Source organism: Pseudomonas sp. SORGH_AS_0199, from assembly GCF_031453735.1.
Classification (GTDB): Bacteria; Pseudomonadota; Gammaproteobacteria; order Pseudomonadales; family Pseudomonadaceae; genus Chryseomonas; species Chryseomonas aestiva.
Window position 1 is genome coordinate 715,676 of the sequence record NZ_JAVJAE010000001.1, and the last position, 19,492, is coordinate 735,167.

Here is a 19,492-nt window from a genome sequence, read left to right on the forward strand (position 1 = left end):
TGGCGAGCGAGCTGACCGGCTGTCAGGCAGTTGTCAGGTTGCGCTAAGGGGGCCGTAAGGCAAGACGCCTTAGCCTGGGCTCATCGCGTCGGCTGTCCTGTCCCGGCGCCCCTCGCTTCGGATGAGCCGCCATGACCGATCTGTCCCAGAGCACCGCCCCGCGTCAGCTGGACGAGCCTTTCCTGCCGTTCTCGCGGCCCAGCATCGGCGCCGAGGAAGTGGCCGCGGTAAGCAAGGTGCTTACCTCGGGCTGGATCACCACCGGGCCCCAGGCCAACCTGCTGGAAGAGCGCTTCGCCGATTCAGTGGGCGCCGCCCACGCCGTGGCCCTGTGCTCGGCCACGGCCGCCATGCACGTGACCCTGCTGGCGCTGGACATCGGCCCCGGCGACGAGGTGATCACCCCCTCGCTGACCTGGGTCTCCACCGCCAACATGATCACCCTGATCGGCGCCACCCCGGTGTTCGTCGACGTCGACCGCGACACCCTGATGGTCTCCGCCGAGCAGGTGGCCGCCGCCATCACCCCGCGCACCAAGGCCATCGTGCCGGTGCACTACGCCGGCGCCAGCTGCGACCTGACCCCGCTGCGCGCCCTGGCCCGCGAGCATGGCGTGGCCTTGATCGAAGACGCTGCCCACGCCGCCGGCACCCGCTACCAGGGCGAGTCCATCGGCCAGCGCGGCACCGCCATCTTCAGCTTTCACGCCATCAAGAACCTGACCTGCGCCGAAGGCGGCATGCTGGTGACCGACGACGCCACCCTGGCCGAGCGGGTGCGCCGGTTGAAATTCCACGGCCTGGCGGTGGATGCCTTCGACCGTCACGCCCTGGGCCGCAAGCCCCAGGCCCAGGTGCAGGAGCCCGGCTTCAAGTACAACCTCTCGGACATCCACGCCGCCCTGGCACTGGTACAGCTGGATCGCCTGGGCGACATCAACAGCCGCCGCCGGCTGCTGGCCCAGGCCTACACCCAGCGCCTGGCGCACCTGCCGGTCGCCCCTCTTTCGCTGCCCGACTACGCCCAGACCCACGCCTGGCACCTCTACATCCTGCGCATCTGCCCCGAGCGGTGCGGGATGGAGCGCGAAGCCTTCATGGCCGGCCTCAAGGCGCGCGGCATCGGCACCGGCATCCATTTCACCGCCACCCACCTGCACCCCTGGTACCGCGAGCGCTGGCCGGAGCTGGCGCTGCCCAACAGCGAATGGAATTCGGCCCGGCTGTGCTCCATCCCGCTGTTTCCCGACATGACCCTCGCCGACGTCGACCGCGTGGTCGGCGCCATCGAAGACCTGCTGGAGAAAGGTGCATGAAGCCCTACGCCATCGACCGGGTATCCGTGGTGATCCCCGTCTACAACGAAGAAGCCAGCCTGCCGGAACTGCTGCGCCGCACCCGCGCCGCCTGCCGCCTGCTGGATTGCCAGGTGGAGATCATTCTGGTCGACGACGGCAGCCGCGACCGCAGCGCCGAACTCCTGCAGCAGGCCGCCAGCGAGCCGGACAGCCCGGTCGTGGCGGTGCTGCTCAATCGCAACTATGGCCAGCACTCGGCGATCCTCGCCGGCTTCGAGCAGGCCCGGGGCGATCTGATCATCACCCTGGACGCCGATCTGCAGAATCCGCCGGAAGAGATCCCGCGCCTGGTGCACACCGCCGCCCAGGGCTACGACGTAGTGGGCACCGTGCGCCAGCAGCGCCAGGACTCCTATCTGCGCACCCTGCCGTCGCGGCTGATCAATCGCGCCGTGCAGCGTTCCACCGGCGTCGCCATGCGCGACTACGGCTGCATGCTGCGCGCCTATCGCCGCCAGGTGGTGCAGTCGATGCTGGCCTGCCACGAGCGCAGCACCTTCATCCCGATCCTGGCCAACAGCTTCGCCCGCCACACCACCGAGATCGAGGTGGCCCACGCCGAGCGCGAACACGGGGATTCCAAGTACGGCTTCCTCAAGCTGATCAACCTGATGTTCGACCTGCTGACCTGCATGACCACCACCCCGCTGCGCATGCTCAGCCTGTTCGGCGGTGGCCTGGCCATCTTCGGTTTCCTCTTCGCCGCGCTGCTGCTGGTGCTGCGCGTCACCCACGGCGCCGAGTGGGCGGCCGATGGCGTGTTCTCGCTGTTCGCCGTGCTGTTCATCTTTACCGGCGCCCAGTTCGTCGGCCTCGGTCTGCTCGGCGAGTACCTCGGCCGGGTGTACCACGACGTCCGTGCCCGGCCCCGGTTCCACGTGGAACAAGTGATCCGCGCCGCCACCCTTTCTCCTTCGCCGGCGCCGCTGCGCCAGGTCCAGTAACAGGAAAGCCCCTGATGAAAACCGCCATCGTCTTCGCCTACCACGACATCGGCTGCGCCGGCCTCGCCGCGCTGATCCAGGCCGGCTATCCCATCGCCGCCGTCTTCACCCACCCGGATGACCCGAGCGAGAACCGCTTCTTTGGTTCGGTGGCCCAGCTCTGTGCCCGCCACGGTATCCCGGTGCATGCCCCGGAAGACGTCAACCACCCGATCTGGGTCGAGCGCATCCGCGCCCTGGAGCCGGATTTCATCTTCTCCTTCTACTACCGCAACCTGCTGTCCAACGACGTCCTGGCCTGCGCCAAGCGCGGCGCCTACAACCTGCACGGCTCGCTGCTGCCGCGCTATCGCGGTCGCGCCCCGGCCAACTGGGTGCTGGTCAACGGCGAGACCGAGACCGGCGTGACCCTGCACCGCATGGTCCAGCGCGCCGACGCCGGCGCCATCGTCGCCCAGCAGCGCGTCGCCATCGCCGCCGACGACACCGCCCTGACCCTGCACGCCAAGCTGCGCGAAGCCAGCCAGACGCTCCTGCGCGACAGCCTGCCGGCCCTGGCCGAAGGCCGCCTGACCGAGCGCGAGCAGGACGAGAGCCAGGCCACCACCTTTGGCCGCCGCAGCGCCGCCGATGGCGAGCTGGAGTGGAGCCGTCCGGCGGTGGAGCTGGGCAACCTGGTGCGCGCCGTGACCCAACCCTATCCGGGCGCCTTCGGCTGGATCGGTGATCGCAAGCTGATCGTCTGGAGCGCCCAGGCGCGCCAGGAAGCCCATGACCAGGCCCCCGGCAGCGTGCTGAGCCTGGAGCCGCTGCGCATCTCCTGTGGCGAAGGCGTCCTGGAAATCCAGGCCGGCCAGCTGGGTGACAACGGCCTCTATCTGTCCGGTCCGCAACTGGCCCGCGAAGCCGGCCTGGTGGCCGGTGCCCGCCTGCACCGCCAGGATCGCCGCGCCAAGCGCCGTACCCGGGTGCTGATCCTCGGCGTCAACGGCTTCATCGGCAACCACCTCTCCGAACGCCTGCTGGCCGACGGCGAGTACGAGGTCTATGGCCTGGACATCGGCTCCGACGCCATCGAGCGGCTCAAGGCCGATCCGAATTTCCACTATGTGGAAGGCGACATCTCCATCCACACCGAGTGGCTGGAATACCACATCAAGAAGTGCGACGTGGTGCTGCCGCTGGTGGCCATCGCCACCCCCATCGAATACACCCGCAATCCGCTGCGCGTGTTCGAACTGGACTTCGAGGAAAACCTCAAGATCGTTCGCCACTGCGTGAAGTACGGAAAGCGCGTGATCTTCCCGTCCACCTCCGAGGTGTACGGCATGTGCCAGGACGAGCGCTTCGACGAAGACCGCTCCAACCTGGTGGTCGGCCCGATCAACAAGCAGCGCTGGATCTACTCGGTCTCCAAGCAGCTGCTCGACCGGGTCATCTGGGCCTACGGCGCCAAGGGCCTGAAATTCACCCTGTTCCGCCCGTTCAACTGGATGGGTCCGCGTCTGGATCGTCTGGACTCGGCGCGCATCGGCAGCTCCCGCGCCATCACCCAGCTGATCCTCAACCTGGTGGAAGGCACCCCGATCAAGCTGGTCGACGGCGGCGCCCAGAAGCGCTGCTTCACCGACGTCGACGATGGCATCGAGGCGCTGTTCCGCATCATCGAGAACCAGGGCGGTCGCTGCGACGGCCAGATCATCAACATCGGCAACCCGGACAACGAAGCGAGCATCCGCGAGCTGGCCGAAGAGCTGCTGGCCCAGTTCGAGGCCCATCCGCTGCGCCGTGAATTCCCGCCCTTCGCCGGCTTCCGCGAGGTGGAGAGCAAGAGCTTCTATGGCGACGGCTACCAGGACGTGGCCCACCGCAAGCCCAGCGTGGAGAACGCCCGCCGCCTGATCGACTGGCAGCCGAGCACCGCCATGGCCGCCACCGTCGGCAAGACGCTGGACTTCTTCCTGCGCGAAGCCATGGCGCAGCGGGAGGCCTGATGAACACCCTGATCCCGGCCAGCCTGCGCATCGACGTGGACACCTATCGCGGTACCCGCGAAGGGGTACCGCGGCTGCTCGACCTGCTGGACGAAGCCGGGGTCAAGGCCACCTTCTTCTTCAGCGTCGGACCGGACAACATGGGGCGCCACCTCTGGCGCCTGGTGAAGCCCACCTTCCTTTGGAAGATGCTCCGCTCCAAGGCCGCCAGCCTCTACGGCTGGGACATCCTGCTGGCCGGCACCGCCTGGCCGGGTCGGCCGATCGGCCGCGACCTCGGTCACCTGATGCGCGAGACCCGCGCCCGCGGCCACGAGGTCGGGCTGCATGCCTGGGACCACCACGCCTGGCAGGCCCATACCGGCAGCTGGAGCCTGGAGCGCCTGGGCGCCGAATTCGGCCGTGGCCTGCAGGCCCTGGAAGACATCCTCGGTGGCAAGGTGGACTGCTCCGCCGCCGCCGGCTGGCGCGCCGATCCGCGCGTGGTGCTGGCCAAGGAAGCCTTCGGCCTCAGGTACAACAGCGATTGCCGCGGCAGTGCGCTGTTCCGCCCGCGGCTGGGCAACGGCGGCCACGGCACCCCCCAGGTGCCGGTGGACATGCCGACCTTCGACGAGGTGGTCGGTCCGGAGCTGGCCGCCGGTGACTGGAACAACTATCTGCTCAAGCGCTTCCGTCCGGGGGCGCTCAACGTCTACACCCTGCACGCCGAGGTGGAAGGCATCGCCTTCGCCGAGGACTTCCGCGCCCTGCTCAAGGCGGCGCGGGAGGAGGGCGTCCTGTTCCTGACCCTGGGCGACCGCCTGCCGGCCGATCCGCGCCAGTTGCCCGCGGGCAATCTGGTGCGTGGCAGCCTGGCCGGACGCCAGGGCTGGCTGGGCGTGCAGGCATGAGTCGGCGGCGCCTGTGGATGCTGCTGCCGCTGGCGCTGCTGGCCTATGCCTTACCGCTGGCCTGGCGCGGCCTGTGGATTCCGGACGAGTCGCGCTATGCTCAGATCGCCCAGGAACTCTGGCGGCGTGGCGACTGGGTGGTGCCGCACTTCCTCGGCCTGCCGTATTTCGAGAAACCCATCGGCGGCTACTGGACCCAGGCCATCGCCCAGGCCTGGCTCGGTGATTCGCTGTTCAGCGTGCGCCTGGTGCCCTTGCTGGCCAGTCTCGCCACCGCCGCCCTGGTGGCGCGCCTGACCCGGCTGATCTGGCAGGACCGCCCGCTGGCGCTGCTCGCCGGGGTGGTCTATCTGTCCTGCGTGGCCGTGGCGGGGCTGGCCACCTACGTCACCCTCGACGCTCAATTCGCCTTCTGGATGGCGTTGGCGCTGCTCGCCCTCTGGCAGGCCCAGGCCGCCGAAACCCGTAGCGCGGCCCTGGGCCAGTGGGCGCTGCTGGGACTGGCCTGTGGCTGCGGCCTGCTGACCAAGGGCTTTCTCGCCCTGGTGCTGCCGGTGCTGGTGGCCGTGCCCTTCTTCCTCCTGCAGCGGCGCCTGGGCGAGTTGCTCCGCCGCGGCCCCCTGGCGGTGCTGGTGGCGATCCTGGTGGTAGCGCCCTGGGCACTGCTGGTGGCCCGGCGCGACGCGGATTTCTGGAATTTCTTCTTCTGGCACGAGCACATCCAGCGTTTCGCCGGCCAGGATGCCCAGCACGAGCGGCCGTTCTGGTTCTATGGCCCGGTGCTGCTGCTGGCCATCCTGCCCTGGGCCGGCCTCTTGCCGCGTACCCTGGGCCGGACCTGGCAGGAGCGCCGCCATGCCGGTACCGCCTTCCTCGGCATCGCCGTGGTCGGCCAGTTGCTGTTCTTCAGCTTCAGCCGCGGCAAGCTGCCCACCTACCTGCTGCCGACCCTGGCCGCCCTGGTGCCGCTGCTGGCGCGCACCCTGCTGGAGGCGGGCCGGCGCGACGCCACCGGCGCCCTGCGGCTGAACGGTCTGTGCAATCTGCTGCTGGGCCTGGCCGGCGTTGCCGCCCTGCTGATCTATGGCGGTCGCCTCTATGAGAGCGGCGAAGGCCTGACCCGCGCCCTGGCCCTGCTGGCGCCCCCTGGCACTGCTGCTGGCCGGCCTGGCCACACTGGTCTGGCCGCGGCGCACCCTGCTGGCGCCGGCCCTGGCGCTCTGGGTGCTGCTGCCGCTGCTGTCCATCGCCCTGCCCAACAGCCTGGTCGACAACAAGCTGCCGAGCAGCTTCATCCAGGCCCAGCTCGGTCATTTCAAGAATGCCGGCCTGCTGGTCAGCAACGACCTCGGCGTGGCCGCCAGCCTGGCCTGGGCCACTCACCGCGACGACGTGGTGCTGGTGGGCGGTCCGGGCGAGCTCAAGTACGGCTTCGCCCGCGAGCCGGCCAGCGGTCGCCTGATCGAAGAGCGCGACCTGGCCGCCTGGCTCGCCGCCCATCGCGACCAGGGTCCGGTGGCCATCCTGCTGCGGGTCGACGGTCCCAGCGATCGTCAGCTGCTCGACAGCCTGCCCGAGCCCGGCGAAAGCATCGCCAGCGAGCGCCTGGTGCTGCTGGTCTATCCGAGGCCGGCGCCATGACCGCCCTCGACGGCCTGCTGATCGCCGTGGTGATCGGCCTCACCTGCGCCGGCCAACTGGGCCAGAAGCGCGCGGTGACCGCCGGCAATGCCCTGGCCGCGCGACTGCGCTCGCCCTGGCTGTGGGGCGCCCTGGTCTGCCTGGGCCTGGCCCTGCTGGTCTGGTGCGCGGTGCTGCAGCGGGTGCCGGTGGGTGTCGCCTATCCCTTGCTCTCGCTCAACACCCTGGCAGTGACCCTGCTGGCGCGCCTGGTGTTCGGCGAGCGGGTGGATGCCCGCGCCTGGTGCGGCTGCCTGTGCATCGTCGCCGGCGCCGCGCTGCTGGGGGGGCAGCTATGAACGGCCTGTTGCCACTCGGCCTGAGCATCCTGCTCACCACCCTCGCGCAACTGTCTCTGCGCGCCGCCCTGGTGCGGCTGCCGGCGATGGCCACCTGGCTGAGCACGCCGTCGGCGCTGTTCGGCGCGGCCGGGCTGCTGCTGGCCCTGGGCATCCTCTGCTATGGCCTGTCGCTGCTGGCCTGGCTGGCGGCCCTGGCGCGCCTGCCGCTGGGCCGCGCCTATGCGGCGCTCGGCCTCTCCTACGTCTTCGTTCACCTCGGCGCGGCCTGGCTGCCGGGCGCCGCCGAATCCTTCACCCCCTGGAAAACCCTGGGCGTCGCGCTGGTCGTGGCCGGCGTCGCCCTCGTCGGCGGGCCCCGCGCCAGCGCCGCTCCCACCCTGAGGAATACCCTATGAACATCAGCGTTTTCGGCATCGGCTACGTGGGTCTGGTGCAGGCCGCCGTGCTGGCGGAAGTCGGCCACCAGGTGGTGTGCATGGACATCGATCGCGCCAAGATCGACAAGCTCAAGCGCGGCGAGGTGACCCTCTATGAGCCGGGTCTGGAAGAGCTGGTGCGCAGCAACCTGGCCGCCGGGCGCCTGGTGTTCACCCACGAGGCCGCCGAGGCCGTGGCCCATGGCGCCGTGCAGTTCATCGCCGTCGGCACCCCGCCGGCGGCCGACGGCTCGGCCGATCTGTCCGCCGTCTTCGCCGTGGCCGGAACCATCGCCCGCCTGCGGCGCGAGCCGCTGATCGGCCAGCCGGTGTCCCGCGATCCGCTGCTGGTGGTGAACAAGTCCACCGTGCCGGTGGGCACCGGCGACCGCGTCCGCGCGCTGATCCACGAGGTGCTCGCCGAAGAGGGTCGCACCCTGCACGTGGAGGTGGTCTCCAATCCGGAATTCCTCAAGGAAGGCGCCGCCATCGCCGACTGCAAGAAGCCCGATCGCATCGTGGTGGGCACCGATTCGCCGGTGGCCCGCGACGTGATGCGCGAACTCTATGCGCCCTTCAACCGCAACCATGACCGCATCCAGTGCATGGACCTGCGCAGCGCCGAGCTGGCCAAGTACGCCGCCAACAGCCTCTTGGCGGTCAAGATCAGCTTCATCAACCAGATCGCCGAACTGGCCGAGCACGTCGGCGCCGACATCGAGGCCGTGCGCCAGGCCATCGGCGCCGATCCGCGTATCGGCCACCACTTCATCTATCCGGGCTGCGGCTACGGCGGCTCCTGCTTCCCCAAGGACCTGCAGGCGCTGATCCGCACCGGCGAGGAAAACGCCGTGGAGCTGGATCTGCTGCGCGCCGTGGAAGCCATCAACGTGCGCCAGAAGACCAAGCTGTTCGAGCGCATCAACACCTACTTCGACGGTGACCTGCGCGGCCGTACCTTCGCCCTCTGGGGGCTGGCCTTCAAACCCAACACCGACGACATGCGCGATGCGCCAAGCCGGGTGCTGATGGAGGCCCTCTGGGAGGCCGGCGCCAAGGTGCGCGCCTTCGATCCGGTGGCCATGGCCGAGGCCCAGCGCCTCTATGGCCATGACGAGCGCCTGGCACTGATGGGCACCCCCGAAGCCGCCCTGGCCGGGGCCGATGCCCTGGTCATCTGCACCGAATGGCAGCAGTTCAAGGCACCGGACTTCGATCTGATCGCCCGCCAGCTCAACCAGCCGGTGATCTTCGACGGTCGCAACCTGTTCGATCCCGAGCGCATGGAGCGCCGCGGCATCGAATACTTCGCCATCGGGCGTGGCGCCGCCCTGGGCGGTCCCCAGGTCGCCCGCCGCGTGGATGCCGCCTGATGGTCTCGCCCATGCCCCTGACCCCACGCAGCGCGCCCCTCTACGCGCTGCCGGCGGCCAGTCGCCTGCGCCGCGAAAGCCTGCTGCTCGGGGTGGTCGCCACCCTGATGTTCACCCTCGGCATCTGGAACCAGGCGCCCCAGGGCTTCGACGGTCGCTGGGCGGTCTTCCTCGGCGAGATGTTTCGCCATGGCCCGTCCTTTTTCGCAACCACCTACGGCCAGCCCTATCCGGACTATCCCGGCACCGCCACCTGGCTGAGCTGGCTGGCCGCGCGGGTGATCGGCGCGCCCAATCACCTGGCCAACGTCCTGCCTACCGCCCTGGCCTCGGCCGCGGTGCTGGCGCTGACCTATCGCCTGCTGGCCGACACCCGCCGCGCCTGGGCGCTGCTCACGGTGCTGCTGGTGGCCCTGACCCCGCAATGGCTGGAAAAGGCCCGCGCGGTCTGCCTGGACCAACTGGTCGCCCTGGTGGTGCTGCTCTGCTTCTACCTGCTCCATAGCGCCGATCGCGACGGCCGCCCGCTGCGCCGTCTGCTGGTACTGCCGCTGTTCGCCCTGGGCTTCGCCATCCGCGGCCCGCTGGGGCTGATCGAGCCCTGTGGCGTGGTCTGCCTCTACTGGCTGGTGGTCGCCTGGGGCGAGCCGGCGCGGCGCCCCCTCGCCGTGCAGCGCCTGCTGGGCTACGGCCTGGCCGGCCTGGCCTTGCTCGCCCTCGGCTGGTGGACGCTGATCCAGCTGGCCCATCACGAGGGCGGGGCGGACTTCGCCGCCGAGGTCTGGCACATGCAGGTCACTGGCCGACTGGACGAAAGCGGCAAGCCCTTCTGGTTCTATTTGCAGCTGGGGCTGTATCGCTATCTGCCGGTACTGCCGCTGGCGCTGCTGGTGCTGCTGGCCGAGCGCCGTCGTCTGCTGGCCTGGCCGCACACCGCCCAGCGCCGCCTGCTGCTGGGCCTCGCCGGGAGCGGTCTGCTGATCCTGGTCGGGTTGTCCATCCCGCACTTCAAGCGCGCCTACTATGTGGTGCCCATGGTGCCCTTCCTGGCCGCCATCGCCGCCCATGGCCTCCTGCGCGCCGAGGGCTGGTTCCGCCGGGTCGCGCCGCTCTACACAGCGCTGGTGCTGGCGCTGCCCGGGCTGGCGCTGGTGGCCATGCTGGTCTGTCGTCACCTCTGGCAGCGCCATGGCTACTGGCCGGATGTCTCCCTGGCATTGCTGGTACCGGTCTTCGTCGCCCTGCAGCTCGCCGCCCTGGTCAGCTGGCGCCGGCTGCACGGCAACCGCCGCCTGCTCACGCTGAGCGCCCTGGCGCTGGCCGCCCAGTGGCTGATGCTGGTCACGGTGGTGGAGCCGGCCCAGGACCTGCAGTACGACACCCGCGGCTTCGTCCAGCAGGTGGAGGGTCTGCGCCAGCAGCAGCCGGGCCCCCTGGTGTTCTTCGGCCTCGGTCAGGACAGCTGGGCGATCCGCTACATGATGAATCTGGACCACGACGAGCAGCCGATCTTCATCGCCCGGCCGCAGGTCGCGGACCTGGCGCACCTGCCGTCCGGCGCCTGGATCATCCTCGCCCGTGATGACCGTGAATTGCTGGCCAGCACCCCGCTGGCCGATCTCACCCCAGTGCTGGGTCGCCGCCTCAACGGCAATCCCTGTCTGGTGTATCGCCTGCCCTGAGGTACCCGGAGCCGCTCGCCCTAGCGGTCGGCTCCGGCTTCTCGCGACAACTCCAGGATGCGGTTGCGCCCCTGCTCGGCGACCAGGTAATGACCGTCGCCGCGGCGGATCAGGGTCTGCGCCGAGCGCAGGTGTGAGAGCACCGTGACCAGCTGGCCGTCGGGCTGCACCAGCAGCACCCGGGCGCCGTGGGTGGCGTCTTCGGTGATCCACAGGCCGTCGGCCGAGCACTGCACGAAGCCCGGCGCGTCGAGACCCGCGGCGACCAGGGTATCGGTACCCCCGGGCTGCCACTGCTTGACCCAGCCCTTGGCCTTTTCGGTATAGAACAGCCGGCCATCCGGGCAGCGCGCCACCCCTTCGCCTTCTTCCAGGCCGTCGCGCAGCACCGCCAGGCGGCGTTGCAGCGGGTCGTAGCTGAGCAGACGCCCGCGCGGCAGGTCCTCGATGGCATAGAGGGTCTGGCCATCGGTGGCGACGCCCTCGACGTCGTTGCCGTCGAACAGGGCCTGGCGCTGGCCATCGCGCAGGAGAAACACCGGCAGCGGCCCGCCTTCCTGGCTGACCACCAGGCCGCCCTGGAACATGACCAGGCCATCGGGCTTGGACAGTTCGCCCAGCACCGGCTGGCGTTCGCCGCTGGACAGCAGCCGCAGCAGGCTGCCGCGGCGACTGGAGAATTCCTGGGTGACGAACAGGCTGCCATCGGCATCCAGGGCCAGGGCGCTGACCATGGGGATGTCGGCGGCGAATTCCCGATAGCGCCAGCCCTCGGCCGCACTGACCGGATGGAAATGTCGCCAGGCCGGATAGGCAAACCCCGCCGCCAGCACGGCGACGCCCAGCGCCAGACCCTGGCGCCAGCCCAGGCGCGGAACACGTCGCATGGCGACCTCTCGAGGTTGGATAATGACCCTGCAGTCTAGCGGCCCGCACGTGAAGATTCCGTCGCCGGCACCCCGGGTGAGGGTGCCGACGAGGCGGCGCCTCAGACGGTGAGGAAGGCCTCGGTCAGCTTGACCCAGTAACGCGCGCCGACCGGCAGCAGGGCGTCGTTGAAATCGTAGGCCGCGTTGTGCAGGTTGGCGCTCGGGCCATTGCCGACGAACAGGTAGCAACCGGGCACCTGCTGCAGCATGTAGGCGAAGTCCTCGCTGGCCGGGATGGGCGCGAAGGGATGCAGGGCCTCGGCGCCGAAGTGCTCGACCGCCACCTGGCGGGCGAAGGCGGTGGGGCCGTCGTGGTTGACCAGCACCGGATAGCCGCGCTGGTAGTCCAGTTCGGCCGTGGCGCCGAAGCTTTCCGCCTGGGCGCGGACCAGGGCGCCGATACGCTGCTCCAGCAGGTCGCGGGTGCTGTCCTGGAAGGCGCGGATGGTGAGCTTCATCTCCACCGCATCGGGGATGACGTTGGAGGCCTCGCCGCCGTGGATGCTGCCCACGGTGATCACCGCGGTGTCCAGCGGCGCCACGTTGCGCGAGACCACGGTCTGCAGCGCCATCACCGTGGCCGCACTGGCGACGATGGGGTCGACGGCCTTGTCCGGCACCGCGCCGTGGCCGCCCTGGCCGCGGATGCGCAGGAGGGCGGTGTCGGACGAGGCCATGGCGGCGCCGTCGACGAAGCAGAACTTGCCGGTGGGCACACCGGGCATGTTGTGCAGGCCGAACACCTGGTCGCAGGGGAACAGCTCGAAGAGGCCGTCCTGCATCATCTTCAGGGCGCCGCCCAGGCCTTCCTCGGCCGGCTGGAAGATCAGGTGCAGGGTGCCGTCGAAGGCGCGGGTCTCGGCCAGGCAGCGGGCGGCGGTGAGCAGGGTGGTGGTGTGGCCGTCGTGACCGCAGGCATGCATGCGGCCCGGGTGCTGGCTGGCGTAGTCGAGCCCGGTGGTTTCCAGGATCGGCAGGGCGTCCATGTCGGCGCGGATGCCCAGCACCTTGCTGCCGCTGCCGGCGCGCAGGGTGCCAACCACCCCGGTGCCGCCCAGGCCGCGATGGACTTCGTAGCCCCAGCCCGCGAGGGCGGCGGCCACCAGGTCGCTGGTGCGCTGCTCCTGGTAACCCAGTTCGGGATGGCGGTGGATGTCGCGGCGCAGGGCGACCATTTCCGGCAGGTAGCCGGCGATATGACGGGCGGTGGCGTCTTGATCCGCAGCAGTGGCAAGGCTCATGGCGATCTCTCTCAATCCAGGTGGCGTTCGGGATAGCTCAGCAGTGCCAGCCATCCTATCAGCAGCATGACGATCAGGTACCAGGCCGGGGCGAGCGGGCTGCCGGTGGCCTCGATCAGCCAGGTGGCGATGAACTGGGCGGTGCCGCCGAACAGGGTCACCGCCAGGGCGTAGGTCATGGCCAGCCCCGTGGCGCGCACCGGCCGCGGCAGGCCGGCGAGGATCAGCAGCAGCCCGGCGGTCATGTTGACGCTCATGGCGGTGATCACCACGAAGCGGGCGGCGAAGGCCAGGCCCTGGGTGGTGGGGTCATTCAGCCAGACGAAGGCCGGGTAGATGCCCAGCAGGGCCACCGCCAGGCTGACCAGGGCCACCGGCTTGTAGCGCCCGAAGCGATCCAGCAGCAGCCCGGCGGCCAGGGCGGCGGCCATCTGCACGGCGCTGGAGGCCACCCCGGCCAGGTAGGCGCTGGTGGCCGGCAGGCCGACGATGCGGGTCATGTAGGTGGGCATGTAGAACTGCATCAGGTAGGTCAGCAGGGTCGCCGACATCACGATCAGCAGGCCCAGGCCGAAGCGCCGCGGATGCTCGCGCAGAAAGGCGCGCACCGGACCGCCCTCGACCGTGCCGGCGCCGCTCCAGGTCTCGTCCACCTGGCGGCGGATATAGAGGCCGACCGGAATGATCAGCAAGCCGACCAGGAAGGGGATGCGCCAGCCCCAGGCGTGCAGCTCGGTCTCGGACAGGCTGCGGGTGAGCAGGGCGCCCAGGGCGGCGCCGAGCAGGGCACTGCCGCCCTGGCTGATCACCTGCCAGCTGACATGGAAGCCGCGCCGGCCGGGACTGGCCGACTCCAGCAGCAGAGTAGTGGCGGCGCCGATCTCGCCGCCGGCGGAAAAGCCCTGCAGCAGGCGCCCCACGAGCAGGATCAGCGGCGCGGCAAGGCCGATCTGGGCATGGGTCGGGGTAAAGGCGATCAGGGCGCTGCCCAGGCCCATCAGGGTGATGGTCAGCAGCATCGCCTGCTTGCGCCCGTGGCGATCGGCATAGGCGCCCAGCACCATGCTGCCCAGCGGGCGCATGACGAAGCCGACGCCAAACACCCCGACCGCCATCAGCAGCGAGCCATAGGGAGTGTCCGAAGGAAAGTAGAGCTGGCCGATGATGGCGGCGAAAAAGCTGAAGACGGTGAAGTCGAACATCTCCAGGCCGTTGCCGAGACTGGCCGCGGCGATCAGCTTGGCGCGCGAGGGCGTGGCGCCCGCGCTGGCGGGAGTGGCGTCGGCGGGGGAGGAGGACGTCGGAAGAGCCTGGGCCATGGTGCGTTCCTCTGCACTGAGATGAATGCTTAGCTATGCAAATGGTGGTCCGGCCCGCGGAGGCCGCGTGCCTGGGCGGTCGTCGCGGAGCCAGCGGCCAGGTCTGCGCCAGGGTGGTGCAGCGCAGACTCCCTTGCAGCCTAGTCGAACCTGCAGGGGCGGCTGGCGCTGGCTCATAAATCCGTCACAATGCGCGCCTAGAGTGCCGGCTTGCGCCTGAGCGTCGCCGGCCCAGGCCCGTCTCCCATCCTCGCGAGGAATCCGGCATGGACATCAAAGGTCCGCTGACCGCTGTGGCGCTCGCCCTGGCGCTAGGTGGCACAACCGCTCGGGCCGAGGGCGTCGACCCGGCCATCCCCGCCTACCAGAAGGTCAGCGGAATCTCCGGCAATCTGTCGAGCGTGGGCTCCGACACCCTGGCCAACCTGGTCACGCTCTGGGCCGAGAGCTACAAGCGCCAGTATCCCAATCTCAATATCCAGATCCAGGCGGCCGGCTCGTCCACCGCGCCGCCGGCGCTCACCGAGGGCACCGCCGGCATCGGCCCCATGAGTCGCAAGATGAAGGACGCCGAACTCCAGGCCTTCGAGCAGCGCTTCGGCTACCAGCCCACCGCGGTGCCGGTGGCCATCGATGCCCTGGCGATCTTCGTCAACAAGGACAATCCGCTGCGCCAGCTGACCCTGGAACAGGTCGACGCGATCTTTTCCAGCACCCGGCTCTGCGGTGGTCCGCACGAACTCAAGACCTGGGGCGACCTGGGCCTGACCGGCGACTGGGCCAAGCGCCCGATCCAGCGCTTCGGCCGCAATTCGGTGTCGGGCACCTACGGCTACTTCAAGGAAGCGGCGCTGTGCCGTGGCGACTTCCGCGCCAACGTCAACGAACAGCCGGGCTCGGCCTCGGTGGTCCAGGCCATCAGCCAGTCCCTGGGGGGCATCGGCTACTCCGGCATCGGCTACCAGACCGCCAGCGTCCATACCCTAGCGCTGGCCCGCCAGGGCACCACCGACTTCGTCGCGGACAACCAGGAGAACACCCTGTCCGGGCGCTATCCCCTGGCGCGCTATCTCTACGTCTATGTGAACAAGGCGCCCAATCGCCCGCTCAACCCCCTGGAAGGAGAATTCCTGCGGCTGATCCTCTCGCGCAGCGGCCAGGAGGCCGTGGTCAGGGATGGCTATATCCCCTTGCCGGCAGCGGTGGTGCAACAGGCCCTGAAGACCCTGGGCTACTGAGTGCCCAGAGACCCTGCGCCCGCGCCGGGCGTAGCGTCTCTGGCCGCCCATTCGCTGTAACCTTTCTGTCACACGACGTGATTAGGCTCTGCGCCATGATATCCCCGGTACCCCCGTCCCCGCCCGATCCTCGCGGCCCTGCTCGGCTGGACTTCAACACGCCTGCACTACGCCGGCGGCGGCGCTGGCGGGCCCTGCAGGATCGCCTGATACGGGGCTCGGTGCTGGCCGGTGGGCTGGCCGTGCTGGCCACCATCACCCTGATCTTCTTCTATCTGGCCTATGTGGTGCTGCCGCTGCTGCGTGGCGCCAGTCTGGAAGCCCAGCCGCTGCCCCAGCCCGACTGGCTGGCGGCCGCCGGGGCGCCGCTGCTGCTGGGCATCGACGAGCAGAATCGCCTCGGCCTGCATCTTTCCCGGGCCGGCGAGGCCACCTTCTTCACCCTGGCCGACGGCCAGCCGGTCATGCGCGAGCGTCTGCCGCTGCCGTCCGGTGTCACCATCAGCAGCCAGGCCCAGGACGCCCCCCGCGGACTGATCGCCCTGGGCCTGTCCGATGGCCGCGTGCTGGTGGCGCACAAGCGCTATGTCTCCCGCTATCCCCAGGGCACCCGGGTCATCACCCCGGAACTGAACTTTCCCTACGGGCGCGAGCCGCTGGACCTGGGCGCCGCTCGTACGGCCCTGGAGCGGGTCGCCATCGCCGGTGACGAGGACCTGCTGGTGCTGGCCGGCGCCCAGGGCAATCGGGTGACGGCCCTGCGCCTGGCCGGGCTGGCCGCGCCGGTGACCGGTGGCGCGGCCGTTCCCGTGCGTACCTCGCTCACCCTCGGGCCGCTCAACGCCGCGGCCAAGGCGCTCTACCTCGATCCCCGCGGTCGCTGGCTCTATGCCCTCAATGGCCGCGCCCAGGCGGATGTCTTCGACCTGCGCGACGGCAGTCTCAATGGCCACTACAAGCTGCTCGACGCAGCCGACGACGAGGTCACCGCCAGCGCCCAGCTGCTGGGCGGCGTGTCGCTGCTGGTGGGTACCGCCAAGGGTGGCATCGGCCAGTGGTTCATGGTCCGAGGCCAGGACGGCGAACCGGTGCTGAGGCCTATCCGCAGCTTCCAGCTGGGCAGCGCGCCCATCGTCCAGCTGGTGCCGGAGCAGCGGCGCAAGGGCTTCGTGGCGCTGGATGCCACGGGCGAACTGGGGGTCTTCCACAGCACCGCCGGGCGCACCCTGCTGCGCGAGCAGATCGCTCCCGCCGCCGGGGTGCTGGCGCTGTCGCCGCGCGCCGATCGGCTGTTGCTGGAGGAAAATGGCCGGCTGCTCGGCTTCCGCCTGGACAATCCGCACCCGGAAGTCTCCTGGTCGGCGCTGTGGGGCAAGGTCTGGTACGAGAATTACGAAGCGCCGGCGCGGGTCTGGCAGTCCAGCGCCGCCACCGCGGACTTCGAACCCAAGCTGAGCCTGGCGCCGCTGACCTTCGGTACCCTCAAGGCGGCCTTCTACGCCATGCTGTTCGCCGCCCCCCTGGCCATCGCCGCGGCGGTCTATACCGCCTATTTCATGGCGCCGCGCATGAGGCGTACGGTCAAGCCGGTCATCGAGCTGATGGAGGCGCTGCCCACGGTGATCCTCGGCTTCTTCGCCGGGCTGTTCCTCGCGCCCTTCGTGGAAAATCACCTGCCGGGGCTGTTCAGCCTGCTGCTGCTCCTGCCGCTGGCCATCCTCGCCGCGGGTTTTGGCTGGTCGCGCCTGCCGCTGAGTCTGCGCGAGCGGATCCCGGAAGGCTGGGAAAGCCTGCTGCTGTTGCCGGTGGTGCTGCTGACCACCGCCCTGGCGCTGTGGCTCAGTCCCTGGCTGGAAACCCTGCTGTTCGCCGGCGACCTGCGCCTCTGGCTGAGCCAGACCCTGGGCATCGCCTACGATCAGCGCAACGCCCTGATCATCGGCCTGGCCATGGGCTTCGCGGTCATCCCCAACATCTTCTCCATTGCCGAAGACGCCATCTACAGCGTGCCGCGCAGCCTGACCCTGGGCTCCCTGGCGCTGGGCGCCACCCCCTGGCAGACCCTGGTGCGGGTGGTGCTGCTGACCGCCAGCCCGGGGATCTTCTCGGCGCTGATGATCGGCCTGGGCCGCGCCGTCGGCGAGACCATGATCGTGCTCATGGCCACCGGCAACACCCCGATCATGGATGCCAACCTGTTCGAGGGCATGCGCACCCTGGCGGCCAACATCGCCGTGGAGATGCCCGAATCCGAGGTGGGCGGCACCCATTACCGGCTGCTGTTCCTGGCCGCGCTGGTGCTGCTCAGCTTCACCTTCCTGATGAACACCCTGGCCGAACTGATCCGCCAGCGGCTGAGGAAAAAATATGCGGCCCTCTAGCGCCGGCGCGCCGCAACAGCGGGGCATCGGGCAGCGGCGCTCCCTGGGCGCCTGGCTGGGGAGCGGCGCGCCCGGGATCTGGCTCAGCGCCGGCGCCGTGGCCATCGCCGTGCTCATGACCCTGGGCCTGATCGGCATCCTCGCCGTGCGCGGCCTGGCGCATTTCTGGCCGGCCGAGGTGGTGCAGGCGCGCTACACGCCGCCGGGCCTGGAATCGCGCCTGGTGCTCGGCCAGGTGGTGGAGCAGGAGACGATACCGGCCGAGCGGCTGCGCAGCGCCGGGGTGACCCTGCCGCCGGACAGCGGCGAAACCCTGACCCGCGAACTCTTCAAGCTGGGCAATCGCGACCTCTATGGCAGCGATTTCGTCTGGCTGGTCGGCGACTGGCTGCGCGATCGCCAGACCCCGACCGACGCCCTGGTGCTGGAGCGCCGCGAATGGGGCAACTTCTACGGCTATGCACTGGAGGTGCGCGAAGCGGGGCGCCAGGTGGCCAAGGGCGCCGCGGCGGTGCCCGAACTGCAGCGTCGCCTGCTGCGCACCCGCGACCTGAGCGAGCAGCTGGAGCGTCTGGAGAAACAGGACATCGGCAGCGTCAACTACGCCCTGGAGCGGCTGCGCCTGGGGGGCCGCGGCCTGGAGCTGGACGGCCGTCTCGACGCCACCGCCCAGGCCGATCTCGCCGCCCGCCGCGCCGAGCTCGAAGCCCGTTACGGCGAGCTGGAGGACCAGCTGGCCAGCCTGCGCCAGGAGCGTCGCCGTGACAGCGTGGTGCTGCGCGACGTCGAGGGCCGCACCCTGGAACTCAATCTCGCGCGCATCGTGCGCGCCTACCAGCCCAACGCCATGGGCCTGGGTGCCAAGCTCGGCTTCTATGGCAGCAAGCTGTGGGAATTTCTCAGTGCCGATCCGCGCGAGGCCAACACCGAGGGTGGCGTCTTCCCGGCCATCTTCGGCACCGTGATGATGACCCTGCTGATGGCGGTGATCGTCACCCCCTTCGGCGTCATCGCCGCCATCTACCTGCGCGAATACGCCCGCCAGGGTCCGCTGACCCGCACCATCCGCATCGCCGTCAACAACCTCGCCGGGGTACCGGCCATCGTCTATGGCGTCTTCGGCCTGGGCTTCTTCGTCTATGTGCTCGGCGGTTCCCTGGACCAGCTGTTCTTCCAGGCCAGCCTGCCGACGCCGACCTTTGGCACCCCGGGGCTGCTGTGGGCTTCGCTGACCCTGGCGATCCTCGCCGTGCCGGTGGTGATCGTCGCCACCGAAGAGGGCCTGGCGCGCATCCCCCGTAGCATCCGCGAGGGCTCCCTGGCGCTGGGCGCGACCCAGGCCGAAACGCTGTGGAAGGTGGTGCTGCCGCTGGCCAGCCCGGCGCTGATGACCGGGCTCATCCTCGCCGTAGCCCGCGCCGCCGGCGAGGTGGCGCCGCTGATGCTGGTGGGGGTGGTCAAGCTGGCGCCCGCGCTGCCGCTGGACGGCAACTACCCCTATCTGCACCTGGATCAGAAGATCATGCACCTGGGCTTCCACATCTATGACGTCGGCTTCCAGAGCCCCAACGTGGAAGCCGCGCGCCCGCTGGTCTATGCCACCGCGCTGCTGCTGGTGCTGGTGATCGCCGGGCTGAACCTGTCCGCCGTGTTCCTGCGCAACCGGCTGCGCGAAAAATACCGGCTGCTGGAAGAATAGTATGGTCCTTCAGAAGTTGACTACACGATTTTGGCGGCGCTTT

General features: G+C 69.6%; 14 protein-coding genes. 11 read left to right on the top strand and 3 right to left on the bottom strand.

Annotated features, from left to right (window positions below; genetic code table 11):
- Positions 1-167: 167 nt before the first annotated feature.
- From arnB to QE444_RS03480, 8 genes are read left to right on the top strand one after another with little or no spacing between them, the layout of a single operon-like run.
- Complete coding sequence (gene arnB, locus QE444_RS03445; RefSeq protein WP_187981284.1) at positions 168-1,316, top strand: UDP-4-amino-4-deoxy-L-arabinose aminotransferase; 1,149 nt, start codon at positions 168-170, stop codon at positions 1,314-1,316.
- Positions 1,313-2,302 (top strand): undecaprenyl-phosphate 4-deoxy-4-formamido-L-arabinose transferase, encoded by a 990-nt coding sequence (gene arnC / locus QE444_RS03450; protein WP_068384540.1) that lies wholly within the window; start codon positions 1,313-1,315, stop codon positions 2,300-2,302. The genes arnB and arnC overlap by 4 nt, the downstream gene beginning before the upstream one ends.
- A 14-nt stretch (positions 2,303-2,316) precedes the next feature.
- Positions 2,317-4,296 (top strand): bifunctional UDP-4-amino-4-deoxy-L-arabinose formyltransferase/UDP-glucuronic acid oxidase ArnA, encoded by a 1,980-nt coding sequence (gene arnA / locus QE444_RS03455; protein WP_405046402.1) that lies wholly within the window; start codon positions 2,317-2,319, stop codon positions 4,294-4,296.
- Positions 4,297-4,307: 11 nt separating this feature from the next.
- Entirely contained in the window at positions 4,308-5,189 is an 882-nt protein-coding gene (gene arnD, locus QE444_RS03460; protein WP_187981286.1) for a 4-deoxy-4-formamido-L-arabinose-phosphoundecaprenol deformylase, read from the top strand.
- Positions 5,186-7,168 (top strand): phospholipid carrier-dependent glycosyltransferase, encoded by a 1,983-nt coding sequence (locus tag QE444_RS03465; RefSeq protein WP_309737357.1) that lies wholly within the window; start codon positions 5,186-5,188, stop codon positions 7,166-7,168. The genes arnD and QE444_RS03465 overlap by 4 nt, the downstream gene beginning before the upstream one ends.
- Positions 7,165-7,566, top strand: a complete 402-nt coding sequence (gene arnF / locus QE444_RS03470; RefSeq protein WP_017639274.1) for a 4-amino-4-deoxy-L-arabinose-phosphoundecaprenol flippase subunit ArnF — start codon at positions 7,165-7,167, stop codon at positions 7,564-7,566. The genes QE444_RS03465 and arnF overlap by 4 nt, the downstream gene beginning before the upstream one ends.
- Entirely contained in the window at positions 7,563-8,960 is a 1,398-nt protein-coding gene (locus tag QE444_RS03475) for a UDP-glucose/GDP-mannose dehydrogenase family protein (protein WP_280309967.1), read from the top strand. Before arnF ends, QE444_RS03475 begins: the two co-directional genes overlap by 4 nt.
- Positions 8,960-10,642: a glycosyltransferase family 39 protein gene (locus QE444_RS03480; RefSeq protein WP_309737358.1), complete on the top strand. Its 1,683-nt coding sequence runs from the start codon at positions 8,960-8,962 to the stop codon at positions 10,640-10,642. The genes QE444_RS03475 and QE444_RS03480 overlap by 1 nt, the downstream gene beginning before the upstream one ends.
- A 20-nt stretch (positions 10,643-10,662) precedes the next feature.
- Here QE444_RS03480 and QE444_RS03485 read toward each other — a convergent pair whose 3' ends face one another.
- From QE444_RS03485 to QE444_RS03495, 3 genes are all read right to left on the bottom strand, one after another.
- Positions 10,663-11,529, bottom strand: coding sequence for a hypothetical protein (locus QE444_RS03485; RefSeq protein WP_187980839.1), 867 nt, complete (start codon positions 11,527-11,529; stop codon positions 10,663-10,665).
- Between the two features lie 101 nt (positions 11,530-11,630).
- Positions 11,631-12,812 carry a M20 aminoacylase family protein gene (locus tag QE444_RS03490; RefSeq protein WP_187980840.1) on the bottom strand — a complete coding sequence of 394 codons (1,182 nt, stop codon included), beginning with the start codon at positions 12,810-12,812 and terminating at the stop codon, positions 11,631-11,633.
- A gap of 11 nt (positions 12,813-12,823) precedes the next feature.
- The gene (locus QE444_RS03495) at positions 12,824-14,131 is read right to left on the bottom strand and encodes an MFS transporter (RefSeq protein ID WP_187980841.1); all 1,308 of its coding nucleotides are present in this window, start codon (positions 14,129-14,131) and stop codon (positions 12,824-12,826) included.
- A gap of 266 nt (positions 14,132-14,397) precedes the next feature.
- On the opposite strand from QE444_RS03495, the gene QE444_RS03500 reads away from it, so the two are divergent.
- The 3 genes from QE444_RS03500 to pstA all read left to right on the top strand — a co-directional run bounded on the left by QE444_RS03500 (position 14,398) and on the right by pstA (position 19,449).
- Positions 14,398-15,369, top strand: a complete 972-nt coding sequence (locus QE444_RS03500; RefSeq protein WP_309737359.1) for a phosphate ABC transporter substrate-binding protein PstS family protein — start codon at positions 14,398-14,400, stop codon at positions 15,367-15,369.
- 95 nt (positions 15,370-15,464) lie between these two features.
- A complete protein-coding gene (locus QE444_RS03505) occupies positions 15,465-17,750 on the top strand; it encodes an ABC transporter permease subunit (RefSeq protein ID WP_309737360.1) in 2,286 nt (761 codons plus the stop codon).
- Positions 17,737-19,449: a phosphate ABC transporter permease PstA gene (gene pstA / locus QE444_RS03510; RefSeq protein WP_309737361.1), complete on the top strand. Its 1,713-nt coding sequence runs from the start codon at positions 17,737-17,739 to the stop codon at positions 19,447-19,449. Before QE444_RS03505 ends, pstA begins: the two co-directional genes overlap by 14 nt.
- The last annotated feature ends 43 nt before the right edge of the window (positions 19,450-19,492 follow it).